Source organism: Urinicoccus timonensis, assembly GCF_900232945.1.
Lineage (GTDB): Bacteria > Bacillota > Clostridia > Tissierellales > Peptoniphilaceae > Urinicoccus > Urinicoccus timonensis.
Window position 1 is genome coordinate 53,696 of the sequence record NZ_OCTU01000003.1, and the last position, 26,465, is coordinate 80,160.

Genomic DNA, 26,465 nt, shown 5'->3' on the forward strand with positions numbered 1-26,465 from the left:
TGGTCGTCAATTCTTTTTTTATCTTTGGTATTTAGGTTTTAGGAAGTCATCCAAGCCAGCCTTTAAAAGCTTGGTGCCCTTATAGGCTGTGTGGAGTCTTAAGCCCTTGTGGCAAATTTTGGCCAGGCTAATTCCTCTTTTTACGCGTTTGATTTTTTTTCTTACTTTCATGGGAGCCTCCTTGTTTCTTTTTCTGGTCTTTTCTTTGGTCTTGTTTTTCTTCTTCCTCTAGCTGGTCCTCAAACCATTCCCGGGTATGGATGTCGCAATAGTCTTGGTCGATGTTTTCCATATCCATGGGTAACTTGTCAGGTCTCTTTTTCCCCTGGTAGGGGTCTGACCTTTGGTAAAAGCTCTTTAAGATAATTGTATCATAGGGACAGAATTTTGTAATTCTCTTTCCTGAAAGACGACAGACCTTGTAGGTTCTGTGCTTGGTGTCGTAGTCGGTGGGCTCTTGACCCTCTTCGAAAAATTCATCGTAGTTTGCCCGAGCCCTCTCAGTTTGGGCCGAGGCCAAAAGGCCACTTTTTTCACTGATGTTGACATAGTGGATTTGGTCGGGGATGGGGAATTTTTCAATGGACTCCAGGGGCTTATGGGCCATGTAGGCAACTTGGTTCCAAAGGTCTATCATAAAGTCCTTGTTGGAATTCAAGGAGACCTTGGGCTGGTCACAGCCCATCCAAGTTCCGATGGTATAGTAGGGGGTGTAGCCAAAGAGCCATTGGTCACTGGCAAATTTATTTGTCCCATAGATGGCAGCCAGGGCATTGCTCTTCACACTGACTCCGGCGGCTTGGCCCTGGATAGCGTTGGTCCGCAAGAAGTCTGTCAGGATGGCAGCATTTTTTCTGGAGCAAAGTTCCCTGTATTTTCGGTCCTTACTTTGGTAGATTAGGCTGCCGGAAGGATCCTTGATGGACTTGATAATGGTGGGTTCCTTGTAGCTACCTCCAGCTGCCAGGCCGTAGTAGCCCGTGGCCAGGTCGTAGCAGGTGGTTCCCTTGCGCATATTGCCCAGACCTAGGGAGTCCAGGGTCAAGTCGTTGTAGGGGTCTTCTTCCGGGTGGACGAAAAAGTCTTCTTGGGGCCTGTGGGGCTTATAAATCCCCAGCTTGGAAAGGGTGGTCAGAACCTTTTTAAAGCCTAGGTCCTTGACAATTTTTACAGGGACTGTATAGGAGTCGTGTTCTAAGTTCTTTCGCATGGTTTCTAGGCCATAGTACTTGCCCGAGGGGTTTTCCGGCCAAAAGACTCCTTCGTTTTCTTCCAGGGCATCGTCGTAAACCGTAGCAGGTTTTTTTCCATTTTCCAAGGCTGTCAGATAGGCATTAAAGGGCAGGATGGCCGTTCCAGGAACCCGGGGGCTCATGGTGGCCCGGTTCAGGAGTTTGGACCCCCTGGATTGGATGTCCAATCCACCGATAATGGCCCGGACATAGCCGGTTTGGTTGTCGATCAGGATGGTGGAAAGCTGAGGCTGGATGGTTTCTTGGCCCAGACTATAGTAGTTGGGGTTAAAGAAATAGCCCTGGGGGGTGGTTTCCACAAAGTCCGGGGACTTGTCCAAGAAGTCTCTGGAAATCAGGACCCGGTCTCCCTGGTGCTTGGCCCCATCATCCAATCTCCATTGGCCCAGGTCATAGGTCTTTAAGACATGGCTGGCGTCAATGGAATAGAGGGGCTTAAAGTAGATGTGTCGGGCTTGGAAGGAAAAATAGGAAGCCGGTAAAGAGAGCTGGCCTTGATCGTAAAAAACCTGGTCGCTAGGAATAAAAAACCGGAGGCTGGGGTCCAGGACCTGGTCTCTAGCCAGGTAGAGGATTTGACCATTGGCATCCACTATATGGCCCTGGTCATTACTTTGGAAGCTCAAGGCCCGGGCTCCTTCTCGATAGGAGGATTGGACCAGGTAGTTTTCCAAAAAGTTCTTGTAAAAATTTTCAATCTTGCCCTGGAGGTCCAGGTTGAGGCTGGTTTCAATATGGTAGCCTCCGGTAAAGAGCTTGTGTTCCGCTTCGTCCAGAGAGATATGGTAGGTTTTGGCCAATTCTTGGGAGGCCTGGGCCTTGATGAGGTCCATGGCATAGGAGCTCATGCTGTGGTGTTTCTTTTGCAGGGGGACAATAGAGGCCAAGACATCTTCTTTCTTAGCGGCTTCATAGTCCTCTTTAGAAATTTTTCCTTGGCGGTAGAGTTCAGCCAGGACAATTTTTTGCCGGTCCAGGCTCTTGGGATTTAAGTAAAGGTTGTAGTCCACACCGGAAATTTCTTGCTGGCCAATGGCCGGCCGGTCGACTTTTTCCGTCACAGGCACCCTTAAGAGGGGGGAGTAGTCCCGGGGACTTTTGACAATGCCAGCCAAGAGGGCCGATTGGGCCAGGGTCAAGTCCTGGGCATTTTTTGAAAAATAGGTTTGGCTGGCCCCTTGGACCCCATAGGCCCCTTGGCCCAGGTTGATCCGGTTTAAGTAGGCTTCTAGGATTTGATCCTTGGACAATTGGGATTCCAGTCTCAGGGAAAGATAGGCCTCCTTGATTTTTCGGTCCAGGGATTTTTCCTGGCTCAAGAAGACATTCCGGGCCAATTGCTGGGTAATGGTAGACCCTCCCCGGACCATGGATCCAGCCCGTAAATTATCTAGGAGACTGGAGGCGATTCCTCTGGGGTCCAGACCCCGGTGCTGGTAAAATCTTTTGTCCTCAATGGCAATAAAGGACTTTTGTAAATTTTCCGGCATATCCTTCAGGGGGATGATGGTACGGAATTCTTCGGATTCAATATTCTCCAAGAGGTTGCCTGACTCATCATAGATGCTGGATGTTTGATAGTAGCTGGTGGACAAGTTTTTCAAGTCCGTATCGGGAATGGAAAACAAGATCCCCACAAAGAGGCTGGAAAAAAGCCCTACAAGGGCAACTAAGATAAAGGCCAGGCCCAGGAGAATAAGAAGTAGGCGGTTTTTATTTAAATGAAAGCGAGGGATTCTTTTTTTCATGATTTACTCCTTTCGTTCATTATAACACAAGAAAAGCCAGACTCTATAGAAAAATAAATAAGACCACGGAAGGAAAAAGAAAAGCCTTGAAAAAAGAAGGGCTTTAAGAGAAAATAGAAGAGAAAAGACGGAGATAAAGGGGCCCCAAGGGGCAGGGAGGAAAAAGATGAAAAAGAAAAGTATAGTCAAGGGGATTGTATTGGCCCTCTTGGTCCTTTTGGCCATCCTGGCCCTTTGGGTCCTGCTAGGATTTTATGGAAACCCCTTATCAAAATATTTGGCCAACCGGGCTGCGGACAGTTATCTTGAGACCCACTACCAAGACCTGGACTTGGACAGGTCCGAGACCTACTATAATTTTAAAGATGGGGCCTACATGGTCTGGCTCCAGGATAAAAATAGTATCGACTCCAAGTTTAGCCTTGCCTTTGACTGGCGGGGGCGGCTAAAGTATGACTCTTATCCCAACAGGATTTTTAACACCTATATCCGCTTTACAGACCAGCTCCGCCAGTATGGGAAAAAATTGGGAAAAGACCATGGCTTTCCCTATGAGATTAACCTAAGACCCCTGGACCAAGACAAGCTGGAAGACCAGCTGACCCTGGACCAGGAAGTGGACTTTAACCACTTCCCCAGCCGGGTCCAAGCCCAGGCCTATGGCTATTCTAAAGAACCCCAAATCCAGGAGGCCTTAAAAATTCTCCAAGACCTGCAAAAAATCATGGACACCAGCCCCTTGAGGGTGGAGACCTATTCCATTATCTTGGTCCCGGAAAAAGACCGGGGACCAGATGGAGAGGCCGAAAGCTGGGACCATGCCTTGACGATTTTTGACATTCCCCAAGACCTGGTTCGCCAAGGGGACCTGGCAGGCCTTGAAAGGATCCTTAAAGAGGGAGAAACCCAAACAAAGGACTAGGATTATTAAAGAGAAAAGTGGCCCCAGGGTCACTTTTTTCTTTTTTGGAAGTCAAGAAGGACAAGTGGATTGTCCGAGAAAAGTTTCTTTAGTATAATGAAAGAAAGGAGGGTGTCATGGACCAAAAAGAGGGTGTCATTTTACTTACAACAAATTTAAGTCCCAGTAGTCCGGAGGAAACCCGGGCCCTGATCCAGGCAGATAATGGTCGTGTCTTGGCAGAACTATCGCAAAATCTAAAGGAGCCGGGACCCTATTATATTGGCAAGGGGAAACTAGAGGAATTAAAGGCCCTAATCCAGTCTCTAGACCCGGACCTGGTTTTGGTCAATGATGACCTCAAGGGCTTCCAGCTCAGGAACCTGGAAAGAGAGCTGGACATTCAAGTCATGGACAGGACCCACCTAATCCTGGACATCTTTGCCAGCCGGGCCAGGACCAAGCAGGCCAAGCTCCAGGTTCTCTTGGCCCAGCTGACCTATGGCAAGAGTCGCCTAATTGGGTCCTACTCCCTGTCCAAGGCCGGGGGCGGCATTGGTACCCGGGGGCCGGGAGAGCAAAAATTGGAGCTGGACCGGCGAAAGATTGACCGGCAAATCCACCAAATCCAAAGCCGGCTGGATGAAATCAAGAACCAAAGACAGGAACAATTAAAGCAGAGGAAAAAAAGCCAGGTCCCCCTGGTGAGTTTTGTAGGTTATACCAATGCCGGCAAGTCCACCATGATGAATGCCCTTTTAGGGCAGGAGTCGGACAAGCAAGTCTTTGTCAAAGACATGGTTTTTGCCACCTTGGACACCAGCCTAAGGTCGGTGAAGCTTCTGGACAAGCGGCCGGTGATCCTGGCAGATACGGTGGGCTTTATCAGCGACCTACCAGAAACTTTAATGGAAGCCTTCCAATCTACCCTGGATGAGTTGAAAAATTCTTCAACCCTGGTCCATGTCCTGGATGGCCAATCTGAAAGCCTGCAAAAAGACTACATGGAGACCCTGAAGATTTTAAAGGACCTGGACCTGATGGACATTCCCAGGTTGACAGTTTTTAACAAGATTGACCGACCCGACATGAGGCCCCAGGTCATCCAGCCCAGGCCAGACAAGCTCTTGTTTTACTCGGCCCTAAATGACCCGGTGGAAAAGTTGGAAGAGGCCCTGGTGGACCTCTTGGGAGACCAATGGGTCCAAGGGGAAATCTTCTTTAGCTTTCAAGACCAAGGACTTTTGAACCAGGCCCTTAAGGACTATCCCCAGGCCCAGGTTTCCTACAATGAAAAGGGGAGCCTTTTAAGGGGAGAATTTTTAAAGGAAGATATGGAAAGATGGACAGGAGGGAAGCAGTGAAATCTCTTGCCTATGAAGGGATTGCAGAACACACCATGAAAAAGTCACGCTTTATTGGCTATGCAATCCATATAAAAAATGAAGAAGAGGCCCTGGCCTATATTGACAAGATCAAAAAGCTCCACCCCCAGGCCCGCCACCATGTGTCGGCCTACCGGATCAGCCAAGAAATTCTGGAGCGCTATGACGATGACAATGAGCCCAAGTCTACAGCAGGTCTGCCAATTTTAACCAGCATCCAGCAGGGGGGAGTTGACTGTGTCTGTATTGTGGTGGTCCGATATTTTGGAGGTATCCTCTTGGGAAAGGGGGGCCTGGTTAAGGCTTATACCCTGGCCGCCCAGTTGGCCTTGAACCAAGGGAAGTTGGTGGATTGGGAGTCTGTGGACCTCTTGGAGGTGGAATTTGACTATAGCCAGCAAGGGACCCTGGACTTTCAACTGGACCAGGCCAAGTTCCAAGTGGAGGAAAGGACCTACCTGGAAAAAGTCGCCTACAAGGTCCTGGTGGAGGAAAAAAGAAGACCGGCCCTGGAAGATTTACTCCAAAACTTCACCAGTGGCCAGGTGGATATAAGGACCATAAGCCAGGGCAGGGCCCCAATTTTAGGAGAAAAAATTTTATTGGACAAGATGGAGGAAAGATAAATGGACGCAAAAAAAGAAATTCAGGGAATTGTAGCCTGGATGCAAGAAAGAGTTGCCTCAGCCAAGGCCAAGGGCCTGGTAGTGGGCCTAAGTGGCGGCGTGGATTCAGCCGTTGTAGCTGCCCTGATGAAGAGGGCCTTTGGGGACAATGCTCTGGGGATTATGATTCCCATAGACAGCCAAGCTCAGGATGAAGAGGATGCCAAACTTTTAGCCCAAGCCATTGACTTGGAAGTGGAAAGGGTGGACTTGACTTCTTGCTATGATACTTTTATCCAGGCCAGTTTCCATAGTGATAATCAAATGGCCCGGTCTAATATCAAGCCAAGACTTCGGATGATGACCCTCTATTATTATGGTCAAGACCGGGGCTACCTGGTTTGTGGTTGTTCTAATGCAAGTGAATTTTATACAGGCTACTATACAAAATATGGGGATTCTGGAGCCGATCTTTTACCCTTGGCCTCCTATTTAAAGGATGAGGTCTATGAACTGGCCAAGGAATTGGGCGTGCCGGAAGAAATTATCCAAAAGAAACCCACAGCCGGCCTCTTCCAAGGCCAAACCGATGAATCAGAAATGGGCTTTTCCTATGAAGAGTTAAATGCCTATATCCGGACAGGCCAGCCTTCAGCCAATAGCGAAAAAATTAGGCGGATGCACGAAAATAGCCAACACAAGAGAGAATTTCCGCCCATCTACCAAAGGAAGGCTTGACAAAATTTAAATAAGCAGTTATCATGAAGTTAATCAAATAAAAAATTTGTTTTTCAGGGCGAGGTGCAATTCCTCACCGGTGGTGATAGTCCACAAGTCGCAAGATTGAATTGGTGAAATTCCAATACCGACGGTTAAAGTCCGGATGGAAGAAAAACATGTACTTTCGATTGTACAGAGCCCTGGGTAAGGGCTCTTTTTTTATGGGCCCAAGGAGGCAAGATGGATCAACACAAGATGGATCAAGAATTTATGAAAGAAGCCATCCAGGAGGCCCTAAAGGGCCAGGGGCAGACCCTGACCAACCCCCTGGTAGGGGCAGTCCTGGTAAGGGATGGAAAAATCATCAGTCGGGGCTACCATGAAAAATTTGGCTCCAGCCATGCAGAGGTCAACTGTCTAAGGGACATGGACGCCCAAGGGGCCACCCTCTATGTGACCTTGGAACCCTGTTCCCACTATGGCAAGACACCCCCCTGTGTAGACCTGGTTATTGAGAAGAAGGTCAAGAGGGTTGTAGTAGGAGAGTTGGACTCCAACCCCCAAGTTAGGGGACGAGGAATTCAAAAGTTAAAAGAGGCGGGGATCCAAGTGACCTGTGGTGTCTTAGAAGAGGAATGCCATGCTATGAATAGGCTCTTCCACTTCACCATCCGTCAGCAAAGGCCCTATGTCATCTTGAAGATGGCCCAAAGCCTGGATGGAAAAATCGCCACCAAGACAGGAGACAGCCAGTGGATTACCGGGGAAGAAGCCAGAAGAGATGGCCATAGGCTCCGGGGGATCTGCGATGCTATCCTGGTGGGACGGGGAACTGCCCTCCAAGACAACCCCCAATTGACCTGTCGGACAGGAGGGAAAACCCCCCTAAGGGTGGTTTTGGACCGGACCTTAAAAACTCCCAGAACCTACCAACTCTTCCAGGGAGAAAAAACTATTTTTTATGTAGGACCCGACCAGGAAACAAGGGCCTTGACTCCTACAGCCCAGGCCATTTCCATTGGTCAAGGCCAAGATGGCCTGGTCCTGGAAGAATGTCTTGAGGACCTCTACAAGAACCAGCAGGTTTCCAGCCTCCTAGTAGAAGGGGGAAGCCAGGTTCTTAGCAGCTTTATCAAGCAAGGCCTAGTGGACCAGTGGGTCATCTACCAAGCCCCCTTATTCATTGGCGGCGATGGGAAATCTACCATTGCCAGCCTGGGAGTTGAAAAGTTAAGCCAGGCCCTAGAAAGCCAAATTTATAAAGTGGACCGACTGGGCAAGGACCTTCGGATTCAAGGAGGGAAAGATTGTTTACTGGAATTATAGAAGAAATAGGACAAGTCACCAGCCTCCAAACTACAAGTAATGGGAAAAGATTTACAGTGACCTGCCAAAGGGTCCTGGAGGGGACCCAGCTGGGGGACTCCATTGCAGTAAATGGTGTCTGCATTACAGTGGTGGCCCTAACTCCCACAAGCTTCCAAGGAGATGTCATGGAGGTCACCCTGAGAAAGTCTAATTTAAAAAATTTACAAGTGGGGACCAAGGTCCACCTGGAAAGGGCCTTGAACCTACAAACCCGTTTAGGGGGTCATATGGTTTCTGGCCATATCGATACAGTAATCCAGGTCAGCCGGATTCAAGAGCGCCAGGGGCAATTTTTCATGACCCTTTTGATTCCCCTGGGTTACCGCAAGTACATGATTCCCCAAGGGAGTATTTGCTTGGATGGAGTCAGCTTGACCATAGCAGACTTGACAGAAAGTCATGTGACGGTGAGCTTGATTCCAGAAAGTAAGAAGAGGACAAATTTTACCCACTTAAGGGTTGGAGACTTTATCAACCTGGAGTGCGATTTAATAGGCAAGTATGTGGAAAATATGGTCAAGGGCCAGGAGGACAGTTCTCTGGCAGACTATATCAAGTATGGATTTTAGGAGGTAGACATGAGCCAAGTAGAAAAGGCATTAGATGCCCTAAGAAGAGGAGAAATGATTGTCGTTACAGATGATCCCCAAAGGGAAAATGAAGGGGACTTGATTCTAGCGGCTGAATTTGCAGACATTGATAATATAAATTTTATGGCTTCCAAGGCCAAGGGCTTAATCTGTATGCCCATGAGTCAAAAAGAAGCGGACCGTCTCCAATTAGACCCCATGGTCTTTCACAATACAGACAACCATGAAACCGCCTTTACCGTCTCCATTGACCATGTGGAAACCACAACGGGAATTTCTGCAGAAGAAAGGGCCCTGACTGCTCGGAAGGCAGCAGACCCCAATTCCAAACCTCTAGACTTTAGACGGCCAGGTCACATGTTTCCCTTAATTGCCAAGGCCCCGGGGGTTTTGGAAAGAGAGGGTCACACTGAGGCTACAGTGGACCTACTCCGCTTGGCCGGTTTGACAGAAGTGGGAATTTGCTGTGAAATCATGGCAGATAACGGACAAATGCTCCGGGGCCAAGAGGTCATTGACTTTGCCCAAGAAAATGACCTGGTCTACCTGACCATCGAGGACTTAAAGACCTACCGTAAGATCAACGACAAATTAGTTGAGGCCATAGACCCGGTGGATATGCCAACGAAATATGGTCACTTTACAGCTATAGGTTATGAGGAAAAGTTTACAGGCCAAGAGCATGTGGCCCTGGTTAAGGGAGACATTGGGGATGGAAAAGACCTCCTGGTCCGGGTCCATTCAGAGTGTCTAACAGGAGATGGCTTTGGGTCTTTGCGGTGTGATTGTGGTGACCAATTGGCCCAATCCATGCGGCAGGTAGAAAAAGAAGGCCGGGGCATTGTCCTCTATATGCGCCAGGAAGGTCGGGGCATTGGGCTCATTAACAAACTCAAGGCCTACAACCTCCAAGACCATGGCTACGACACTGTAGAAGCCAATGTCATGTTGGGGCTACCGGAAGATGCCCGGGACTACTATATAGGAGCCCAAATTTTAAAGGACCTGGGAGTGAAGGAAATTCGTCTCTTAACCAATAACCCCCATAAGATTTACAACCTAAGCCAGTACGATATGAAGATCGTCTCTCGGGAACCCATTGAGATTCAAGCCCAAGAGCATGACCAAAGATACTTGCATACCAAGGCGGAAAAAATGAACCATATCTTAGAACAATTTAACCTGGAGGAAGAAAAATGAAAAAATTTGAAGGAAAGCTCATTGCTAAGGATAAGAAATTTGCCATTGTGGCCTCAAGATTTAACGAATTTATCGTGACAAAATTAATTGAAGGGGCCCAAGATGCCCTTTTAAGACACGGGGTCAAGGATGAAGACATTGATCTGATTTGGGTTCCGGGAGCCTTTGAAATTCCCATGTTTGCCAAATTAGCCTCTCAAAGTGAAAAATATGATGGGGTTATTTGCCTGGGCGCCGTGATTCGTGGCGAAACCAGCCACTATGAATTGGTGACAGCAGAAGTGGCCAAGGGGGTTGCCCAAGTATCCATGCACACAGAAAGACCCATTATTTTTGGCATCGTAACCACCGACACCATCGACCAAGCAGTCCAAAGAGCAGGAACCAAGGCTGGCAACAAGGGCTTTGATGCCGCTGTTTCCGCCATTGAATGTGTAAATTTAAAAGATCAACTATCTTAAAAAAGAGCCGTCTTAGTGGAAACATTAAGGCGGCTTTTCCCTGGAGGATTTATGCTGAAAAAAATACTAATTTTAATCAATAGTCTTTATTTAATTTGCCTAACAGGTCCCATGGTCCTAAACTACCTACCCCATTACGACCAATTGGCCAGGGTCTATGCCTATAAAAGGAGCCTGGAAGGCCTGCTGGCCGGGAACTATGCCCTGGTCTTTAGCCTGGGCTACCTGGTTTGTCTTATCTCTTTGGGCCTTTCCCTGGGAAAAAAGACCAAGAGGAGCGTGACCTTGACTAGCCTGGCCTTGGTCAACCTGGCCCTCTGTCTTCCCCTTCTTTATGAAGCTGCCCAGGTCTTGATTTTTTAGGCCTTGTAAGTAAAACTACCATACAAGTCCATCTTATGGTAAAATAAACAGGTGAAATAAAGGAGGAATAAGAATGTCAGGACATTCAAAATGGAATAATATAAAAAATAAAAAAGGAAAAGAAGACGCAAAAAAGGGCCGTGTATTTACGAAAATGGCCCGTTATATCATGGTAGCTGCCCGAGAAGGTGGCGGAGACCCGGACTATAACCCCTCTTTAAAGATGGCCATTGACAAGGCAAAATCTTACAATATGCCCAATGACAATATTGAACGGGCCATTAAAAAGGGAACCGGGGAAGATGACGATACCCACTACGAAGAAGTGACCTATGAAGGGTACGGCCCTTCCGGAATTGCTGTTATGGTTAAGACCTTGACAGATAACCGGAACAGGACAGCACCAGAAATGCGCCATGCCTTTGACCGTAACGGGGGCAACCTGGGAACATCTGGTTGCGTATCCTTTATGTTTGACAAGTTGGGAGTCCTCTATCTGGAAAAAGAAGAGGGAGTGGACCTGGACGAAGTCATGATGGTGGCCATAGACAGTGGAGCCGGAGATGTGGATGCAGATGAAGATGGTTTAGAAATTACCACCAACCCAGAAGACTTTGCTGCTGTCCGGGATGCCTTGGAAGAAGCAGGCTACCAACCCAAGATGGCTGAAATCACCTATATTCCACAAAATGAAGTGGAATTGACCTCAGAAGAAGATGTGGAAAAGATGGAAAAACTCATTGATGCCCTAGAGGACAATGATGATGTTCAAGACATCTACCACAACTGGAAGGAGCCGGATGAAGACTAAGCTTCTGGGCCTTTTGGCTGGAGTGGCCTATCTTCTTTTGGTTCTGGGTCTAGGAATTAGTCTGGTGAGCCAGTGGCAGGGTTTTTATGACTTCCAGTTTAAGAAAAATGCCACTGTCCAAGAAACAGGCCTATCCATAAAAGACCTCCACAAGCGGGGCCAGGCCCTGAGGATTTATTTGGAAAAGGGGGATGATGATTTAATTTCTCCCTACTTTAACCAAAGGGAGGTTAGCCACATGGAGGATGTCCATGGGCTTTTTGTCTTAAAAAATCGGATTATGGTTCTGGCGGGTCTGGCTTTTTTGGCCCTCTTTATCTATGGCCATAAAAAGAATTTTTTAAGAGACTATTTTACAGGGAACTGGATTTTACTCCTAGCCCTAATCGGATTTTTTACCTATATTGGAATGAATTTTGACCAAAGCTTTATCCGTTTTCATGAGCTTTTTTTCGACAATGACCTCTGGCTTTTAGATCCTAAAACAGATGTTATGATTCAAATGCTACCCCAGGTCTTTTTTGAACAAATGGCTGGATTAATTGGCCTTTTTGTCCTGGGAATGGAAGGAGTTTATTTCTTTAGCCTATGGAAAATCAAGACAAGGTCCTAGCCCTTATTGGCTACACAAGAAAAAATGGGAATACTCAAGCCCTCTTGGAGGATTACTTGAAAGAATTCGCCCAAGACAAAGAAGTAGACCTGGTGGACTTAAATGCTTTGGATTTTAAGGGCTGCATTCATTGTGATGGATGCCTAAAAGAGCCTTTTTGTCGCCTAAGGGATGACTTTAGTCCCATCTATCAAAAGATAGAAGAGGCCAACCACTTGGTTTTTGCAAGTCCGGTCTACTTTAATGGAGTGACTTGGCTTTTGAAAAAGTCCATAGACCGGATGCAGGTTTACTTTTCCAACCCCAGGGACTGGCAGGGGAAAAAGTCGGCTTGTCTTTTGCTGACAGCCGGAGCCAAACCCTACCCAGACCAGTTTACTACCAGCTACCTAGAGGGGCAAATCACCCTTAAGACCCTGGGCTATAGCACTTTTACCTGCATACAAGTGGGGGATACAGATCGAAGACCCTATGAGGCTGGATTTTTAAGAAAAGAAGCGATTAAAATAGATGGAATAAATAGAAGAAAGGGAAATCAATGGGAATTAATCGAATGATAGACCATACCTTATTAAAGGCTGAGTCTAGTCAAGATCAAATCAAACAACTTTGCCAGGAAGCCAAGGCCCACGACTTTTTTTCAGTCTGTGTCCAACCTACTTGGATTAGCCTGTGCAAGGAAGAATTGGCCGGATCAGGGGTAAAAATTGCCACGGTTATTGGCTTTCCTCTGGGGGCCAACACCACGGAGACCAAGGTCTTTGAAGCCAAGGACGCTATAGAAAAGGGAGCCGATGAAATTGACATGGTCATCAATATTGGTGCCTTAAAAAGTGGCCAAGACCAATTGGTAGAAGATGAAATCCGGGCCATCAAAGAGGCCATTGGAGACCATATTTTAAAGGTCATTATTGAAACCTGCCTCTTGACAGAGGATGAAAAAATAAGGGCCTGTCAATTGACTCTTAAGGCCGAAGGAGACTATGTCAAGACCTCCACTGGTTTCTCCACAGGAGGGGCCAAGCTGGAAGATGTAAAATTGATGAAGGACCAAGTCAAAGACCAGGCCAAGGTCAAGGCTTCTGGTGGAATTCGAGATTTTGCTACAGCCCAAAAGATGGTAGAAGCCGGAGCGGACCGCCTGGGGGTTAGTGCAGGAATTGCCATTGTAGAAGGAGAAAAAAATGCCGAATCCAGTGGCCTTTAACTTATTTGGTCTAGAGGTTCGTTGGTATGGAATCCTTATAGGAATTGGGGTCATCCTGGCCTATGAAATTGCCAAATACCTGGCAAAAAGAATGGGCACCTTGCCGGAAGTTGCCCTGGATGACTTTTTGATTTTAGCTGTTCCCCTAGGAGTCCTGGGAGCCAGGGTCTGGTATGTCCTTTTTGAGTGGGACTACTATTCCCAGCACATGTCTGAAATTATCAATATTCGCCAGGGAGGTTTGGCCATCCATGGTGGAATCATGGCAGGGATTTTAGTGGGTCTGGTATACTGTAAGAGAAAGGGCCACCACTTTTTTGACCTGGCTGACTGTATTGCCCCGGGTTTGGTTTTGGCCCAAGGCATTGGTCGCTGGGGAAACTACATGAATGGTGAAGCCCATGGAGGGCCAACAGACCTACCCTGGGCCATCCTAGTGGATGGAGTTCGGGTCCACCCCACCTTCCTCTACGAATCTATTTTAGACCTTTGTATTTTTGCCCTTTTATTCTTCTATGTCTTTAAGCGAAGAAAGTTTCGGGGCCAGGTCTTTGCCCTCTATGGGATCCTCTATAGCATTGGCCGCTATTTCATAGAAGGCTTAAGAACCGATAGTTTGATGATAGGTCCCTTTAGGACGGCTCAACTTACCAGTATTGCCTTGATTATTGCTTGTCTTGTGATTTATGTGGTCTGTGGGAAAAAGGAAAAATTATAGAAGATCCTCACTAGAGGATGGAAAAATTGGTAGCCAGGAGGCTGCCAATTTTTTATGGAGATTTTCAAAAGAATTTACTCCTAGATAAAATTAGATAAAATAAAGAAAGGGTTTGGGAAGTCAAATAAAGTTTAATAAGAAGAAAAGAGAAAGTGGGAGAAAAAATCTCCAAAAAGAGAGGGACAAGATGCCCTTTCTTTTTTTATTGGCTAAAAAAGAGGAAAAGGTGTGGCCTTATTCCATAATTTCATGTAAAATATAGGTGAAGTGGTGAGAAGTGGGTTTAAGTGGTAAAAGATGGTGTAAAAATGTTTATTGGGGAATATCATCATACGATGGACACAAAGGGACGCTTGATTGTCCCGACAAAATTTAGAGAGGAACTGGGGCAGTCCTTTGTCATAACCAAGGGCCTTGACCACAGTCTTTTCGTGTACCCAAATGACGAATGGAAACGCATCGAAGAAAAACTCAAACTCCTCCCACTAACAAATCGTGATGCCAGAGCCTTTGTTCGTTTTTTCTTTGCAGGAGCGGCGGAGACGTCCTTGGACAACCAGGGTCGAATCCTAATTCCGGCAAACCTAAGAGACCACGCCAAACTTGAAAAAGAGTCAGTGGTCATTGGGGTATCCACCCGGGTGGAAATTTGGAACAAGGATCTTTGGGAAAGATATACAGATGATGATGCCTTGGGCATTGACTTAATTGCAGAAAAGATGAGTGAATTAGGCATATAGATGAATGGAGAAAAACAATGGAATTTCACCATGTTCCAGTTCTTTATAAAGAAGTAATAGATGGACTAAAAATTAAAGAAGACGGGACCTACCTGGATGGGACAGTAGGGGGTGGCAACCACTCCTTGGGCATCCTGGAGCATTTAAAAACAGGTCGTCTGATTTGCCTAGACCAAGACACCAATGCCTTGGAAGCCAGCAGGGACAAGTTAAAGGGTTTTTCCAATGTATCTTTCTACCATTTAAACTATAAAGACTTTACTAGGGCCCTAGAGGAAGAAGGTGTCCAAGGTCTGGATGGAATTCTCCTAGACCTGGGGGTTAGTAGCCACCAGTTCGACCAAAAAGACCGGGGCTTTTCCTACCGCTTTAATGCGGCATTAGATATGCGGATGGACCAAAGTAAAAGCTTTTCCGCCAAGGACATTGTTAATACTTATTCCTTGGAAGACCTCAACCGGATTTTTCAAGATTACGGGGAAGAAAGGTGGTCCAAGCGGATTGCTGAATTTATTGTAGAAGCAAGAAAAAAGGCCCCTATTGGAACCACCTTCGACTTGGTGGAAATTATCAAAGCGGCCATTCCAAAAGAAGTGCGTAGAAAGGGTGGACACCCGGCCAAGCGAATCTTCCAAGCTCTGAGAATTGAAGTGAATGACGAACTGAATGTTTTAAAAGACACCCTCTACCAGATGATTCAAAGTCTTAATCCTGGGGGCCGCTTGGTGGTAATTTCCTTTCATTCTCTGGAAGACAGGATTGTGAAAGAAATCTTTAAGTACGCCTTTTTAGACTGCATTTGTCCTCCCCAGCAGCCTGTATGTACTTGCGATAAGAGAAGAGAAATCAAGATTATTACAAGAAAACCTATCACGGCCAGCCCTGAGGAATTAGAAGTAAATCCCAGATCCAGCTCAGCAAAGTGTCGGATCGCCGAAAAGCTTTAGGCTAAAGGAGCGAATTATGAATAAGAAGCCTAGAAATAAAAAAATAAATCGACCTGCCAAGACGAATTTATTCTCTTTGAGTCTCTATATCATTTGGGGTCTTTGTGCTTTAATGTTGCTCTTACTTATGGTAAACTATCTAGAGTTGGAAAAACTGAAAAACAACATTGAGCGTCAAAATGTAGAAATAAGTGAATTAAAAAAGACCAAGGACTCTATTAGTGGGCAATTAGCTGGGATTAAAAGTTCTGATGAAGTGGCAAATGTCGCAAGATACAAACTGGGTATGGTCTATCCCGACGATGAACAAGTTGTCTATATCCAAGTAGACGAAAAGGTTGCCGAAACAGATGTAAAAGAAAATGTCTTTTTAAGCCCGGTTATCTCTATTTTAAAAATATTTGGCGCAAATAAAGGGGAGGGATCTCTTTGAAATCACGCCATAGATATCAACACGTTGCAAAAAAGGGTGGAAGAAAATCAAATGGCGCAAAACGGCGCGGGAAAATTTTCTTTTTACTTTTTCTAGCAACGTGTTTATTTTGTGCTTTAATTATCCGTCTATACCAATTACAAATCCTAGACTCCAATGATATTGCTAAAAAAGCCCTGACCCAGATGTCTAGAAATGAGGTCCTGCAACCAGACCGGGGCTATATTTTAGACCGGAATGGTAAGAAGCTAGCAGTAAATGTTTCTGCCTCTACAGTGACCTTGAATAAAAATGCCTTTATGAAAAATGGGAGCCTGGACCAAGAGGCCTTGGACCAGGTTTTAAATAAACTAGCCAACCTCCTCTACCTACCCAAGGAAGAAGTCTATGAAAAATATAAGGAAGGGAAAAAGGCTGAAGTTGTCTTGGCCAAGGATATTGACCGGGCGACTTCTTTGACTATCCAAAATGCAGACTTAAGAGGGGTCTATATCCAGGACCAACAAAAGCGGTTTTACCCAGCCAACAACCTGGCCTCCCACCTAATTGGTTTTATGGACCAAGATGGCTATGGAATTTATGGGGTGGAAAAATATTATAATGACCAACTGGCTGGAATGCTGGGGAAAAGAGTGGGCTTAAGAGATGCCAAAAACCAAGCCTTGACCATGGAAGAGGACCAAAGCAACCTGCCCACCCAGGGCTTAAATGTCCGCCTGACCCTAGATGAATCTATCCAGGGGATTGTGGAAAATATTGCCAAAAAGGCTAAAGAAGAGGTCCAAGCCAAGGCGGTCAATGTCATCGTTCAAGAGGTGGACACTGGGGCCATTGTGGCCATGACCAACCAGGATGACTACAACTTAAACTTCCCCAAAAAGCCTCAAAACAATAAGCAACAAAAGGATTGGGAAGATTTGACAGGAGAAGAAAAAGCCAAGGTTTGGTTTGACAATTGGCGAAATTTTTGCATCAACGACATGTATGAGCCAGGGTCAACCTTTAAAACCATTACTGCAGCAGCAGCCCTAGAAGAACACACAACGACCAAAGACAAGCACTACTATTGCTCGGGCTATGTTCGGGATGTTCCGGGAGGGCCCATTCGTTGTGCCTCCTTGCCTAACCCCCATGGAGACCTTACCATGGAAGAGGGCTATGCCAAGAGCTGTAATGTGACCTTTGTCCGGATCGGCCGAGAATTGGGCTTAGACCGGATGAATCGCTATATCCACGCCTTTGGCTTCGGTCAAAAAACGGGCATCGACCTGCCAGGAGAGGTGGAAGGTCTCGTGCCAGACGACCTTCATAATGTATCCAAACTCCAACAAGATACTGTGAGCTTTGGTCATGGGATTGCCACCACTCCCATCCAATTAATCAATGCAGTAAGTGCTGTTGTCAATGGGGGAAACCTCATGGTGCCCCATGTCCTAAAAGACATTGAGACCATAGACAATAAACCGGTACAAACCTATAAACCCCGGGTTAAAAGACAGGTTATCTCCAAGCAAACCTCCAAGACCATGGTGGAACTCATGGAAAAAGTGGTTAGCCAGGGGGGAGGAAGTCGGGCTGCTGTTCCAGGCTACCGGATTGGTGGTAAGACAGGAACGGCCAACAAGGTTTCCAAAGATGGTGGCTATGAAGAAAACAAGTACATCTCCTCTTGTGTAGGAGTGGCGCCCATTGAAAAACCCAAGTATACCCTCTTACTCATTGTCCAAGAGCCGAAAAATGGCTATTATGGTGGAGCTGTTGCAGCCCCCTATGCTGGACAAATGCTGGGAGAAATCCTCTCCTATGAGGGCTATGAAAAAAGTGACCGAGTCAATGACTCCCAAAAGAAAATTGATGTGGAAGTACCAGATGTAAGGAATATGTTAATTGAAGATGCTGGCCGAATCCTGTCGGAAAAGGGCTTGAAATTCAATACTGAATATACTGGAATGAATGACTTTACCATGGTGACCGACCAATCTCCAGCACCGGGAACCACCGTAAATACAGGAACTATTGTGGATTTATATTTGAATCCCAACAATAGCAATGCCTTAACCATGCCTATTTTGATGGGTAAGAGTTTGGAAGAAGTCAAGGAAATCTTAGAACCCTTGGAAGTAGAATACACTGTCCATGGCAGTGGGCAGCTAGTGAAGCAGGTTCCCCAACCGGGAGCTGTAATCTCTTGGAAAAAGCCCATGGAACTTTATTTTGAACCGGCCTTAAACAAGGACCAAACAAAAGAAGAAAATGAAAATAGGTCTAAGTCGGAAGAAAAGAAGAAAAGTAAGACCAAGAAGGGTCAAAAGAAAGCAAAAGAAAACAATAGAAATGAGGAAGGACAATGATAGAGATTTTTAATCTAAAAAATATCATGATTCTTTTAGGGGCCTTTATTTGCTCCACCCTGGTTGGACGGTTTGTTCTACCACAACTAAAAAGATTAAATGCAGGACAGAGCATCCGGGATGATGGCCCCAGTTCCCATCTGGTTAAGGAGGGGACTCCCACCATGGGAGGAATCATCTTCCTCCTGACTCTTTGCCTGGGGATTCTAGTCTTTCGTCTCTTTGACATTGAAGGCCTTCTCCTGATTTTTTCTACCCTGGCCTTTGGTTTGGTAGGTTTTTTTGACGACTACATCAAGGTAGTGAAAAAGAGAAACCTGGGTTTTACGGCCCTGCAAAAGCTTCTTTGTCAGATCCTTATTGCCTTTATCTTGGTCTTTGTTCAATCCAAGAACCAAGGTCTATCAACAGAAATTATCATCCCCTTTGTCCAATCTCCTTGGGACATGGGAGCCTTTTACATTCCCTTTATTATTTTTGTAGTGGTGGGAACAGTGAATTCAGTTAACCTGACAGATGGCCTAGATGGCCTGTCCAGTTCCATTACCATAACTGTGTCTATCTTTTTTGCCCTGGCGGCCAATGCCTTGAACCATCCCACCATTGAAAGTTTTGCTCTTTTATTGGTTGGATCCTTGGCAGGCTTTTTGGTCTACAACAAGTATCCGGCAAAAGTTTTTATGGGAGACACAGGGTCCTTGGCCCTGGGAGGAGCCGTGGCAGCCATGGCTGTTTTATTGCAACTGCCTATTTTACTACCCCTGGCAGGAGGGATTTATTTTGTGGAGACCCTGTCTGTTATCCTCCAAGTGATTTCCTTTAAATTGACGGGAAAGAGGATTTTTCTTATGAGTCCCCTCCACCACCACTATGAACAAAAGGGATGGCATGAAAAGAAAGTCGTCAAGGTCTTTGTTCTAAGCTCAATCCTTCTCTGCCTTTTGGCCTACCTATTATTGCTATATGGGGTGGTTCGATGAAAAGAAGGATTGCCATTCTTGGCTTCGGAACCACGGGAAAGGCCTGCTACCAGGCCTTAAAAGACCGCTACCAAGTCTATATTTATGATGAAAATGCAGAAATTTCAGAGAACCTAAGATTGACCCAGGACCGGTATGGGGAAGTGGACTATTGTATCAAGAGTCCTGGAATCCATCCTGACCAGGAAATCATCCGCCAATTAGAGGACCGGAAGATTCCAATCTATTCAGACCTAGAGGTCTTTCAAAAACTTCTGGATAAAAAGATTTATACCATTGCAGTGACAGGGACCAATGGCAAGACCACAACTAGCCTGGCCATCCACCACATCTTAAAGGAAGCTGGCAAGAGGGTTTTTTTAGCTGGCAATATCGGCCGAGGGGTCTTTGACCTTATGGGCCTTCTACAGGATGGGGACTATTTGGTCTTGGAATGCAGTTCCTTTCAATTAAAATACATCCAAGACTTTCATCCCAACATCGCCATTATAACCAATATCAGCCAGGACCACCTGGACTGGCACCACACAGTGGAGGACTACCAGGCCAGTAAGAAGAAAATTACAAAGAACCAAAATCCAGAGGACCTTTGTCTGGTTAACAGGGATGACCCTGTATCCTATCAAACCCCTAGCCTGGCCAGGAGAGAAAGTGTCTCTAGCTGCCAGGAGGCAGATGCCTATCTAAAGGATGGTCAAATGATTATCCATGGCCAGGTCCTGGGACCCACCAGCAACTTTCAATTGGTGGGAGACCACAACATGACCAACTTGGCCTTTGCTCTTTTGGCGGCGGAGGAAGTGGGTCTTCCCATTCAAGATGCCTTTCGATATGGGGCCAGCTTTAAGGCTGTTGACCACCGGCTACAATTTGTGGCCAAGATTGACGGGGTGGCCTATTACAACGACTCCAAGGGAACCAATCCCGATTCAACAGATGTAGCCCTAGCAAGTTTTCCGGGTCATATTACCCTAATTGCAGGGGGATATGACAAGGGGAGCAGCTTTTTACCCCTTCTGGAAAAGCACAAGGGAAAAATTTCCCAGCTTATTGTCATGGGGCAAACAAAAGACCGTTGGATCCAGGAAGCCCAGGAGGTGGGCCTAGAATCCATCCATCCTGTGTCCTCCATGGAAGAGGCTGTGAAGAAGGCCAAAGACCTGACCAAAGAAGGGGTTGTCCTTCTGTCTCCAGCCTGTGCTTCTTGGGGAGCCTATAGGAATTATGAGGAAAGAGGCAGGGATTTTATGGACCAAGTGAAGAAGTTGGAGGAGGAGTAAGATGAAAAAAAGGCCTTTCCACCTGGGACTTTTACTTTCCATTGTCCTACTTTTAATTGTCGGTGTTTTATTTGTAGCCAGTGCTTCTTCCTATGAGGGTCTGGCCAAAATGGGAAATAACCTTCATTTCATCAAAAGGCACCTGGTCTTTTTACTAACGGGCTTATGCTTTTTTGTTTTGGCCTCCAGGATGTCTATTGACTTTATCCGGCGGATGAGCCTGCCCTTTTTCGTCCTGAGTGTCTTTCTCTGTGCCCTACTCTACACCCCCCTGGGAGTCAGCCACTATAATAGTGTTCGCTGGTTAAAGATTCCCCTGGTGGGCTTTGAATTTATGCCCTCAGACCTCTTAAAGTATGCGTCTATTTTTTACTTAAGTGATTATTTGGTTAAAAACCGAGGGACTACTAGAAAATTTAAGACATTTGCAGTGATTATTGGTATAATTGGACTATCGACAGGTTTAGTTATTTTAAGAGACTTTTCCACAGGCATGGTTATCGGCCTAAGCCTCCTTTCCCTCTTTTTTGTCTTGGGAATGGAGCCCTACCAATATGCACTATCGGGGCTGGGTGGGGGAGCCTTGGCCTTTCTTATGATTCGGATGATGCCCTACCGGATGGAAAGAATGATGAGTTTTATAGACCCCTTTGACGACATCCAGGATACGGATTGGCAGTTGGCCAACTCCCTATTTGCCCATGGAATTGGGGGTTTTTGGGGCGTAGGTTATTTAAATAGCCGGCTAAAACAAGGCTATTTGCCCATGAGCTACAATGACTTTATCTTTCCAATTATTGGGGAAGAATGGGGATTTTTAGGAACGACCTTTGTGGTCCTTCTCTACTTTATCTTTACTCTTTCGGGCTTACAGGTGGCCAGTCGGTGTAAAAATCTTTATGAGCAATTAATCGCAACGGGAATTACCGTATGTATTTCCATTCAGGCGTTTTTTAATATGGGAGTTACCATTGGAATCCTGCCAGTTACAGGCTTGACCCTCCCCTTTATATCCTATGGGGGAACTTCTTTGTGGGTTTGTCTAGTGGCTGCTGGAATCCTATTAGGACGGTCGAAAAACCACTAGGAGGTTTTATGCGGATTATTTTATCAGGTGGTGGTACTGGGGGGCATATCATGCCGGCCCTGGCCATTGCAGAGGAATTAAAAAAAACAGAGGGTGTTGAGGTATTTTATGTAGGCAAGGAGGGTTCCTTGGAAGAGGAACTGGTTCAAAGGGAGGGGATTAAGTTTTACCCCATCCCCGTAGAGGGCCTACCTAGAAAAAAAGTGTCCACCAAGACTATCCACACCATGTGGTCCTTGTTTCAAGGCATGCAGGCCTGTGGAAAGATCCTCAAGGATATTAAGCCAGATGTTGTCATTGGAACCGGGGGTTATGTTTGTGCTCCTGTGGTCTTAAAGGCCCAACAGTTTGGCATTCCTACAGTTTTGCAGGAACAAAATGCTTTTCCTGGCAAGGCCAACCGCTTTTTGGCCAAAAAGGCCTCCTTTGTGGCCTTGAACTTTAAGGAAGCCAAGGTCTATTTCAAGAGGAAGGACAATTTAATTTACACAGGCAACCCTGTCCGTCAAGCTTTTTTGGACCAGGTTTCAGAGGATAAGTCCCGGGAAGAAAAAGTGGTCCTATCCTTTGGTGGGTCAGGGGGACAAGAGTCAACCAATGAGGCCATTAAGGAAATTTTGGCCCAACATGACCAGCTACCCTTCCACCTTATCCATATTACAGGTCGGGACTACTATGATGAATTTATGGAGGGCTTGGAGGAAAGGGAGGATACGGAAATCCTATCTTTTTCCATGGAAATTCCCAAGTTGATGCAGGGGGCAGACCTGGTTATTGCCAGTTCTTCAGCCATGACCCTGGCAGAAATCAGCGCCCTATCCAAGGCCAGTATCTTAATTCCCAAGGCCTATACAGCTGGAAACCACCAAGTCTTTAATGGCAAGAGCTACGAGTCCCAAGGAGCCTCCATCCTACTTTATGAAGAGGACCTGACAGGGGAAAAACTCTATGCCAGCATTGAAAAACTATTGGAAAATGACCAAATGCGACAAGACATGGGCCGGAGTGCAAACCGCATGTGTAACGAAGATGCAGTAAAGGAAATTGCAAATCGAGTATTGGAGTTGGGAAGAGATGGCAAAAAAAAGAAGAAGAAAAAGGCTAACAGCTAAACAAAGAAACCGTCGTCGGGCTCTCTTTAGTATTCTCTTTATAGGCATCATAACCCTAGGAGTCCACTTGATAAAAAGCAACCTGGTGACCATTAAAGATATAAGGGTCCAGGGAAATAAGAAGGTTTCCCGGGAGGAAATCTTAAAAACCAGCAAGCTAGACCTAGGGGGAAAACTCTACAAGCAAGACAACCAGGCTATTGAAGCAAAAATTGAAAGAATCCCCTATATTAAGGATGCCCAGGTTAAAAAGAGTATCCGAGGAATCTTATCCATCCAGGTTGAAGAAAGAAGTCCTGTGGCCCAGCTTAACTTCCGGGACCACTATGTCAATGTAGACCAGGACCTGCGGATTTTGGAAAAGACCATGCAGTTTCAACCAGACTATATCAAGATCAACGGACTTACCATTAAAAACCTGCAAATGGGGTCCTATCTCTTTTTAAATGACAAGCAAAAGGACCTTCGAAAGATGGTTACGGGAATCCTACAAAGTGACCTCAAGGACAAGATCCAGGCCATTGATATCAAGGCCCAGGGCTTGGACCTCCTAACCAAGGACGACATCCAAGTGGTCTTTGACTCCACCAAGGATAGCGAATATAAGTGCAAGCAACTCTTGGTGGTCTTGGAAAAAATCCAGTCCATGGATAAAAACATTAGCATGATTTTAATGGACAAGGGCAAGGACCCTGTGGCCGTTACAGAAAGTAACAAGGCCCAGGCCAGGGAGGACTCCAATAATATGACTTCTTCAAAGGGGTCCCAAGGAAAAGAAAAAGAGAAAGATTCCCAGGAATAAAGGGATAATAGTTGACTATTTTGTCATTTATTACTAGAATAGAAGTATATAACTCTACTTAAAGAATCACTGTCAAAAATATAGGAGGATTAAGATGTTGGATTTTGATATGGATCATGAAGACTTTGCCAGAATTAAAGTAGCTGGTGTTGGTGGCGGTGGAAACAACGCTGTAAACCGGATGATTAATAATGGAGTAAAGGGTGTTGGTTTTATTGCCTTTAATACAGACCGTCAAGCCCTGAAAAATTCCTTTGCTGAAACTAAGATTCAAATTGGTGAAAAGACTACCAAGGGTCTTGGTGCTGGAGCAAGCCCATCTGTAGGGGAACAATCTGCAGAAGAAAGTCTTGACGAAATTCGTGAAGCCTTAGAAGGAGCAGACATGGTGTTCATCACAGCAGGTATGGGTGGTGGAACTGGTACTGGTGCTGCACCTGTTATTGCTGAAGTAGCCAAGGAAATGGGCGCCTTAACTGTTGGTGTTGTTACCCGTCCCTTTACCTTTGAAGGAATCAAGAGAAAGAAACAAGCTGAAGCAGGAATCAAGGCCTTAAAAGACAAGGTAGATACCCTGGTAATCATTCCAAATGACCGTCTACTTCAAATCAGTGACAAGAAAACAAGCTTTGCAGAAGCTTTTGAAATGGCTGATGAGGTCCTGAAACAAGGGATCCAAGGCATTAGTGATCTAATCAGTGTTCCCAGCATGATTAACCTTGACTTTGCCGATGTTAAAACTGTTATGTACGACAAGGGAATTGCCCACATGGGTATTGGCTTTGCATCTGGAGATGAAAGAGCCAAGGAAGCAGCTAAGATGGCGATCCAATCACCCCTTTTAGAAACTTCTATTGAAGGAGCACGGTCTGTTCTCTTAAACATTACCGGTGGTGGAGACCTAGGTATTTTTGAAGTAACTGAAGCAGCAGACTTGATTCGGGATGCAGTAGACGAAGATGCAAACATCATCTTTGGTGCAGGAATTGACGAAAGCCTAAAAGACCAAGTAAAGGTTACTGTTATTGCAACAGATTTTGACATTTACAATGAAGACAAGGCTTCATCTACTAATCCATTGGATGCAGCTAGAAATAAGATGAAGGAAGACTTAGAAAATAAAGAAGATAAAAAGAATACAGGAGAACTACAAATTCCTGACTTTTTACGTAGATAACAAGGATACGTATCCTCAGGGATACGTATTTTTTTGTTTATTTTTATCTATTTGGAGGATCTATGAAGTGTCCATATTGCAATTACCCAGATTCTAAAGTTATAGACTCCAGACCTTCGGATGAAGCCATTCGAAGAAGACGGGAGTGCGTAAAGTGTGGAGGTCGCTTTACCACCTATGAGCGGATTGAAAAAACCCCCTTGATGGTGGTAAAAAAAGATAAGACTGTGGAATCTTTTGACCCAGACAAGCTCTTAAATGGCATGATCCGCTCTTGCGAAAAAAGGCCTGTGAAAATGGCGACTTTAGAGGCAATTGTAGGAGATATTGAAAAAAGCATACGGAATGAATTTAAAAAGGAAGTCAGCTCAGCAGAGTTGGGACGGCGAGTCATGGAAGCCCTGAAAGAGGTCGATGAGGTGGCCTATGTCCGCTTTGCTTCTGTCTATCGACAATTTAAGGATGTATCTTCGTTTATGGATGAGTTGAGCCAGTTTATTGACGACAGAAAGGGAGAGAAAAAATGACCTATCCGAAACTATTGGTGAAAAGAGACATTGTACTGAAAAATGTGAAAGCCTTGAAAAAACTAACTTCTGAAAATGAAGTGGGAATCTTGTATGGCGTCACCAAGGTTTTTTGTGCAGACCCAGAACTTGCTAAAATTTACATTGAAGGTGGCGTAGATGGCCTGGCAGATTCCAGGATTCAAAATTTGAAAAAATTGCAAAATTTTGATATTGATAAAATCCTCTTAAGACTACCCCAACATTCAGAAGTGGACGAGGTGGTCCGCTATGCAGACATCAGCCTAAACTCCGAAATCTCTACCCTAAGAAAGTTAAATGAAGCTGCTGCTAAGGCAGGCTGCCGCCACAAGGCCATCTTGATGGTGGACCTCGGAGACCTAAGAGAAGGTTTCTTCCAGGAAGAAGACTTCTACCAAGCTGTAGAAGAAGTCCTCAAGATGGACCACTTGATCTTGGAAGGAATCGGAACCAACCTAACCTGCTATGGAGCTGTTATTCCAAAGCCCCATATCCTAAAGCGTCTGGATGACTATAAACAAGGAGTAAAGGATCGCTTTGACTATGATCTCAAGGTTGTCAGTGGGGGGAACTCATCCTCTGTCTATCTTTTGGGCAAGGAAAAACTTCCCAGTATCAACAACCTCCGCCTAGGAGAAACCCTTATCCGGGGAACCGAGTCCTCCTATGGGAAACAACTGCCAGGGACCAATTCCAAGGGCTGGGTCCTTCAAGCCCAAATTATTGAAATCAAGGAAAAACCCTCTGTCCCTGTGGAAGAAACTGGTCTGGATGCCTTTGGTCATGAACCGGTTTTCGTAGACCGGGGAGTTCGCAAGAGGGCCCTTATTGCTATAGGCAAGCAAGACATTGTCAATGAGTCTCTCTATCCCGTGGACAAGGACATGATTGTCCTGGGTGGGTCCAGTGACCATACCATTTTGGATATTTCAGATTGCCAAAAAGACTATCAAGTTGGGGATATTGTAGAGTTTAACCTGGACTATGTAGGCGTTTTGATGACTTGTACATCTGAATATGTGGATGTTGAGATTATCTAAAAAATTTTTCAACTAGAAAATTAGG

28 protein-coding genes and 1 riboswitch are annotated in these 26,465 nt (G+C 45.7%); of the genes, 26 read left to right on the forward strand and 2 right to left on the reverse strand.

The window, feature by feature from the left end; genetic code table 11:
• Window positions 1-18: 18 nt before the first annotated feature.
• A complete protein-coding gene (locus CS898_RS09825; RefSeq protein WP_159459132.1) occupies window positions 19-171 on the reverse strand; it encodes a hypothetical protein in 153 nt (50 codons plus the stop codon).
• Window positions 128-3,001 carry a transglycosylase domain-containing protein gene (locus CS898_RS05620; RefSeq protein WP_099208418.1) on the reverse strand — a complete coding sequence of 958 codons (2,874 nt, stop codon included), beginning with the start codon at window positions 2,999-3,001 and terminating at the stop codon, window positions 128-130. Before CS898_RS05620 ends, CS898_RS09825 begins: the two co-directional genes overlap by 44 nt.
• A 166-nt stretch (window positions 3,002-3,167) precedes the next feature.
• Here CS898_RS05620 and CS898_RS05625 point away from each other — a divergent pair, with 166 nt between their 5' ends.
• The 26 genes from CS898_RS05625 to CS898_RS05750 all read left to right on the forward strand — a co-directional run bounded on the left by CS898_RS05625 (window position 3,168) and on the right by CS898_RS05750 (window position 26,440).
• Window positions 3,168-3,923 carry a YfjL-like protein gene (locus CS898_RS05625; RefSeq protein ID WP_099208419.1) on the forward strand — a complete coding sequence of 252 codons (756 nt, stop codon included), beginning with the start codon at window positions 3,168-3,170 and terminating at the stop codon, window positions 3,921-3,923.
• A 116-nt stretch (window positions 3,924-4,039) separates the two neighbouring features.
• Window positions 4,040-5,266, forward strand: coding sequence for a GTPase HflX (gene hflX / locus CS898_RS05630; RefSeq protein WP_099208420.1), 1,227 nt, complete (start codon window positions 4,040-4,042; stop codon window positions 5,264-5,266).
• Complete coding sequence (locus CS898_RS05635) at window positions 5,263-5,913, forward strand: YigZ family protein (RefSeq protein WP_159459133.1); 651 nt, start codon at window positions 5,263-5,265, stop codon at window positions 5,911-5,913. The genes hflX and CS898_RS05635 overlap by 4 nt, the downstream gene beginning before the upstream one ends.
• Window positions 5,914-6,630 carry an NAD(+) synthase gene (gene nadE, locus CS898_RS05640; RefSeq protein WP_009430917.1) on the forward strand — a complete coding sequence of 239 codons (717 nt, stop codon included), beginning with the start codon at window positions 5,914-5,916 and terminating at the stop codon, window positions 6,628-6,630.
• 45 nt (window positions 6,631-6,675) lie between these two features.
• Window positions 6,676-6,791: riboswitch (FMN riboswitch) on the forward strand.
• 61 nt (window positions 6,792-6,852) lie between these two features.
• Entirely contained in the window at window positions 6,853-7,938 is a 1,086-nt protein-coding gene (ribD, locus tag CS898_RS05645) for a bifunctional diaminohydroxyphosphoribosylaminopyrimidine deaminase/5-amino-6-(5-phosphoribosylamino)uracil reductase RibD (protein WP_009430919.1), read from the forward strand.
• Complete coding sequence (locus CS898_RS05650) at window positions 7,920-8,549, forward strand: riboflavin synthase (protein WP_099208422.1); 630 nt, start codon at window positions 7,920-7,922, stop codon at window positions 8,547-8,549. Before ribD ends, CS898_RS05650 begins: the two co-directional genes overlap by 19 nt.
• 9 nt (window positions 8,550-8,558) lie before the next feature.
• Window positions 8,559-9,770 carry a bifunctional 3,4-dihydroxy-2-butanone-4-phosphate synthase/GTP cyclohydrolase II gene (locus CS898_RS05655; RefSeq protein WP_099208423.1) on the forward strand — a complete coding sequence of 404 codons (1,212 nt, stop codon included), beginning with the start codon at window positions 8,559-8,561 and terminating at the stop codon, window positions 9,768-9,770.
• Complete coding sequence (gene ribH / locus CS898_RS05660; RefSeq protein ID WP_099208424.1) at window positions 9,767-10,231, forward strand: 6,7-dimethyl-8-ribityllumazine synthase; 465 nt, start codon at window positions 9,767-9,769, stop codon at window positions 10,229-10,231. Before CS898_RS05655 ends, ribH begins: the two co-directional genes overlap by 4 nt.
• 51 nt (window positions 10,232-10,282) lie before the next feature.
• Window positions 10,283-10,594 (forward strand): hypothetical protein, encoded by a 312-nt coding sequence (locus tag CS898_RS05665; RefSeq protein WP_099208425.1) that lies wholly within the window; start codon window positions 10,283-10,285, stop codon window positions 10,592-10,594.
• Window positions 10,595-10,667: 73 nt separating this feature from the next.
• Window positions 10,668-11,405 (forward strand): YebC/PmpR family DNA-binding transcriptional regulator, encoded by a 738-nt coding sequence (locus CS898_RS05670; RefSeq protein WP_009430788.1) that lies wholly within the window; start codon window positions 10,668-10,670, stop codon window positions 11,403-11,405.
• Entirely contained in the window at window positions 11,395-12,018 is a 624-nt protein-coding gene (locus tag CS898_RS05675) for a TIGR01906 family membrane protein (RefSeq protein WP_159459134.1), read from the forward strand. Before CS898_RS05670 ends, CS898_RS05675 begins: the two co-directional genes overlap by 11 nt.
• The gene (locus CS898_RS05680; RefSeq protein ID WP_099208427.1) at window positions 11,994-12,575 is read left to right on the forward strand and encodes a flavodoxin family protein; all 582 of its coding nucleotides are present in this window, start codon (window positions 11,994-11,996) and stop codon (window positions 12,573-12,575) included. Before CS898_RS05675 ends, CS898_RS05680 begins: the two co-directional genes overlap by 25 nt.
• Entirely contained in the window at window positions 12,557-13,225 is a 669-nt protein-coding gene (deoC, locus tag CS898_RS05685) for a deoxyribose-phosphate aldolase (protein WP_009431428.1), read from the forward strand. The genes CS898_RS05680 and deoC overlap by 19 nt, the downstream gene beginning before the upstream one ends.
• Window positions 13,203-13,943: a prolipoprotein diacylglyceryl transferase gene (lgt, locus tag CS898_RS05690; protein ID WP_009430935.1), complete on the forward strand. Its 741-nt coding sequence runs from the start codon at window positions 13,203-13,205 to the stop codon at window positions 13,941-13,943. Before deoC ends, lgt begins: the two co-directional genes overlap by 23 nt.
• A gap of 308 nt (window positions 13,944-14,251) precedes the next feature.
• Complete coding sequence (mraZ, locus tag CS898_RS05695) at window positions 14,252-14,683, forward strand: division/cell wall cluster transcriptional repressor MraZ (RefSeq protein WP_039880825.1); 432 nt, start codon at window positions 14,252-14,254, stop codon at window positions 14,681-14,683.
• A 17-nt stretch (window positions 14,684-14,700) separates the two neighbouring features.
• Complete coding sequence (rsmH, locus tag CS898_RS05700) at window positions 14,701-15,630, forward strand: 16S rRNA (cytosine(1402)-N(4))-methyltransferase RsmH (RefSeq protein ID WP_009430313.1); 930 nt, start codon at window positions 14,701-14,703, stop codon at window positions 15,628-15,630.
• A 16-nt stretch (window positions 15,631-15,646) separates the two neighbouring features.
• A complete protein-coding gene (locus CS898_RS05705; RefSeq protein ID WP_099208428.1) occupies window positions 15,647-16,063 on the forward strand; it encodes an FtsB family cell division protein in 417 nt (138 codons plus the stop codon).
• The gene (locus tag CS898_RS05710; RefSeq protein ID WP_099208429.1) at window positions 16,060-18,414 is read left to right on the forward strand and encodes a penicillin-binding transpeptidase domain-containing protein; all 2,355 of its coding nucleotides are present in this window, start codon (window positions 16,060-16,062) and stop codon (window positions 18,412-18,414) included. Before CS898_RS05705 ends, CS898_RS05710 begins: the two co-directional genes overlap by 4 nt.
• Window positions 18,411-19,394, forward strand: a complete 984-nt coding sequence (gene mraY / locus CS898_RS05715; protein WP_009430267.1) for a phospho-N-acetylmuramoyl-pentapeptide-transferase — start codon at window positions 18,411-18,413, stop codon at window positions 19,392-19,394. The genes CS898_RS05710 and mraY overlap by 4 nt, the downstream gene beginning before the upstream one ends.
• Complete coding sequence (gene murD / locus CS898_RS05720) at window positions 19,391-20,674, forward strand: UDP-N-acetylmuramoyl-L-alanine--D-glutamate ligase (RefSeq protein ID WP_009430594.1); 1,284 nt, start codon at window positions 19,391-19,393, stop codon at window positions 20,672-20,674. Before mraY ends, murD begins: the two co-directional genes overlap by 4 nt.
• Window position 20,675: 1 nt before the next feature.
• On the forward strand, window positions 20,676-21,761 hold the full coding sequence (locus tag CS898_RS05725; RefSeq protein ID WP_009431485.1) for an FtsW/RodA/SpoVE family cell cycle protein: 1,086 nt from the start codon (window positions 20,676-20,678) through the stop codon (window positions 21,759-21,761).
• An 8-nt stretch (window positions 21,762-21,769) separates the two neighbouring features.
• Window positions 21,770-22,873 (forward strand): undecaprenyldiphospho-muramoylpentapeptide beta-N-acetylglucosaminyltransferase, encoded by a 1,104-nt coding sequence (gene murG, locus CS898_RS05730; protein WP_099208430.1) that lies wholly within the window; start codon window positions 21,770-21,772, stop codon window positions 22,871-22,873.
• Entirely contained in the window at window positions 22,836-23,675 is an 840-nt protein-coding gene (locus CS898_RS05735) for a cell division protein FtsQ/DivIB (RefSeq protein WP_009430297.1), read from the forward strand. Before murG ends, CS898_RS05735 begins: the two co-directional genes overlap by 38 nt.
• 94 nt (window positions 23,676-23,769) lie before the next feature.
• On the forward strand, window positions 23,770-24,852 hold the full coding sequence (gene ftsZ / locus CS898_RS05740; protein ID WP_009430892.1) for a cell division protein FtsZ: 1,083 nt from the start codon (window positions 23,770-23,772) through the stop codon (window positions 24,850-24,852).
• Window positions 24,853-24,914: 62 nt separating this feature from the next.
• Window positions 24,915-25,379 (forward strand): transcriptional regulator NrdR, encoded by a 465-nt coding sequence (gene nrdR, locus CS898_RS05745; RefSeq protein ID WP_009431582.1) that lies wholly within the window; start codon window positions 24,915-24,917, stop codon window positions 25,377-25,379.
• Window positions 25,376-26,440: an alanine/ornithine racemase family PLP-dependent enzyme gene (locus tag CS898_RS05750; RefSeq protein WP_099208431.1), complete on the forward strand. Its 1,065-nt coding sequence runs from the start codon at window positions 25,376-25,378 to the stop codon at window positions 26,438-26,440. The genes nrdR and CS898_RS05750 overlap by 4 nt, the downstream gene beginning before the upstream one ends.
• Window positions 26,441-26,465: the final 25 nt, after the last annotated feature.

Bases quoted from the DNA above. Each gene is read 5' to 3' on its own strand.
- ribD (WP_009430919.1), top strand. From the start codon at position 6,853: ATGGATCAACACAAGATGGATCAAGAATTTATGAAAGAAGCCATCCAG.
- CS898_RS05675 (WP_159459134.1), top strand. From the start codon at position 11,395: ATGAAGACTAAGCTTCTGGGCCTTTTGGCTGGAGTGGCCTATCTTCTT.
- CS898_RS05725 (WP_009431485.1), top strand. From the start codon at position 20,676: ATGAAAAAAAGGCCTTTCCACCTGGGACTTTTACTTTCCATTGTCCTA.
- CS898_RS05655 (WP_099208423.1), top strand. From the start codon at position 8,559: ATGAGCCAAGTAGAAAAGGCATTAGATGCCCTAAGAAGAGGAGAAATG.
- CS898_RS05625 (WP_099208419.1), top strand. From the start codon at position 3,168: ATGAAAAAGAAAAGTATAGTCAAGGGGATTGTATTGGCCCTCTTGGTC.
- ftsZ (WP_009430892.1), top strand. From the start codon at position 23,770: ATGTTGGATTTTGATATGGATCATGAAGACTTTGCCAGAATTAAAGTA.
- CS898_RS05750 (WP_099208431.1), top strand. From the start codon at position 25,376: ATGACCTATCCGAAACTATTGGTGAAAAGAGACATTGTACTGAAAAAT.
- mraZ (WP_039880825.1), top strand. From the start codon at position 14,252: ATGTTTATTGGGGAATATCATCATACGATGGACACAAAGGGACGCTTG.
- CS898_RS05670 (WP_009430788.1), top strand. From the start codon at position 10,668: ATGTCAGGACATTCAAAATGGAATAATATAAAAAATAAAAAAGGAAAA.
- rsmH (WP_009430313.1), top strand. From the start codon at position 14,701: ATGGAATTTCACCATGTTCCAGTTCTTTATAAAGAAGTAATAGATGGA.
- nrdR (WP_009431582.1), top strand. From the start codon at position 24,915: ATGAAGTGTCCATATTGCAATTACCCAGATTCTAAAGTTATAGACTCC.
- CS898_RS05620 (WP_099208418.1), bottom strand. From the start codon at position 3,001: ATGAAAAAAAGAATCCCTCGCTTTCATTTAAATAAAAACCGCCTACTT.
- lgt (WP_009430935.1), top strand. From the start codon at position 13,203: ATGCCGAATCCAGTGGCCTTTAACTTATTTGGTCTAGAGGTTCGTTGG.
- murD (WP_009430594.1), top strand. From the start codon at position 19,391: ATGAAAAGAAGGATTGCCATTCTTGGCTTCGGAACCACGGGAAAGGCC.
- nadE (WP_009430917.1), top strand. From the start codon at position 5,914: ATGGACGCAAAAAAAGAAATTCAGGGAATTGTAGCCTGGATGCAAGAA.
- murG (WP_099208430.1), top strand. From the start codon at position 21,770: ATGCGGATTATTTTATCAGGTGGTGGTACTGGGGGGCATATCATGCCG.
- mraY (WP_009430267.1), top strand. From the start codon at position 18,411: ATGATAGAGATTTTTAATCTAAAAAATATCATGATTCTTTTAGGGGCC.
- hflX (WP_099208420.1), top strand. From the start codon at position 4,040: ATGGACCAAAAAGAGGGTGTCATTTTACTTACAACAAATTTAAGTCCC.
- CS898_RS05680 (WP_099208427.1), top strand. From the start codon at position 11,994: ATGGAAAATCAAGACAAGGTCCTAGCCCTTATTGGCTACACAAGAAAA.
- CS898_RS05705 (WP_099208428.1), top strand. From the start codon at position 15,647: ATGAATAAGAAGCCTAGAAATAAAAAAATAAATCGACCTGCCAAGACG.
- CS898_RS09825 (WP_159459132.1), bottom strand. From the start codon at position 171: ATGAAAGTAAGAAAAAAAATCAAACGCGTAAAAAGAGGAATTAGCCTG.
- CS898_RS05735 (WP_009430297.1), top strand. From the start codon at position 22,836: ATGGCAAAAAAAAGAAGAAGAAAAAGGCTAACAGCTAAACAAAGAAAC.
- ribH (WP_099208424.1), top strand. From the start codon at position 9,767: ATGAAAAAATTTGAAGGAAAGCTCATTGCTAAGGATAAGAAATTTGCC.
- CS898_RS05665 (WP_099208425.1), top strand. From the start codon at position 10,283: ATGCTGAAAAAAATACTAATTTTAATCAATAGTCTTTATTTAATTTGC.
- deoC (WP_009431428.1), top strand. From the start codon at position 12,557: ATGGGAATTAATCGAATGATAGACCATACCTTATTAAAGGCTGAGTCT.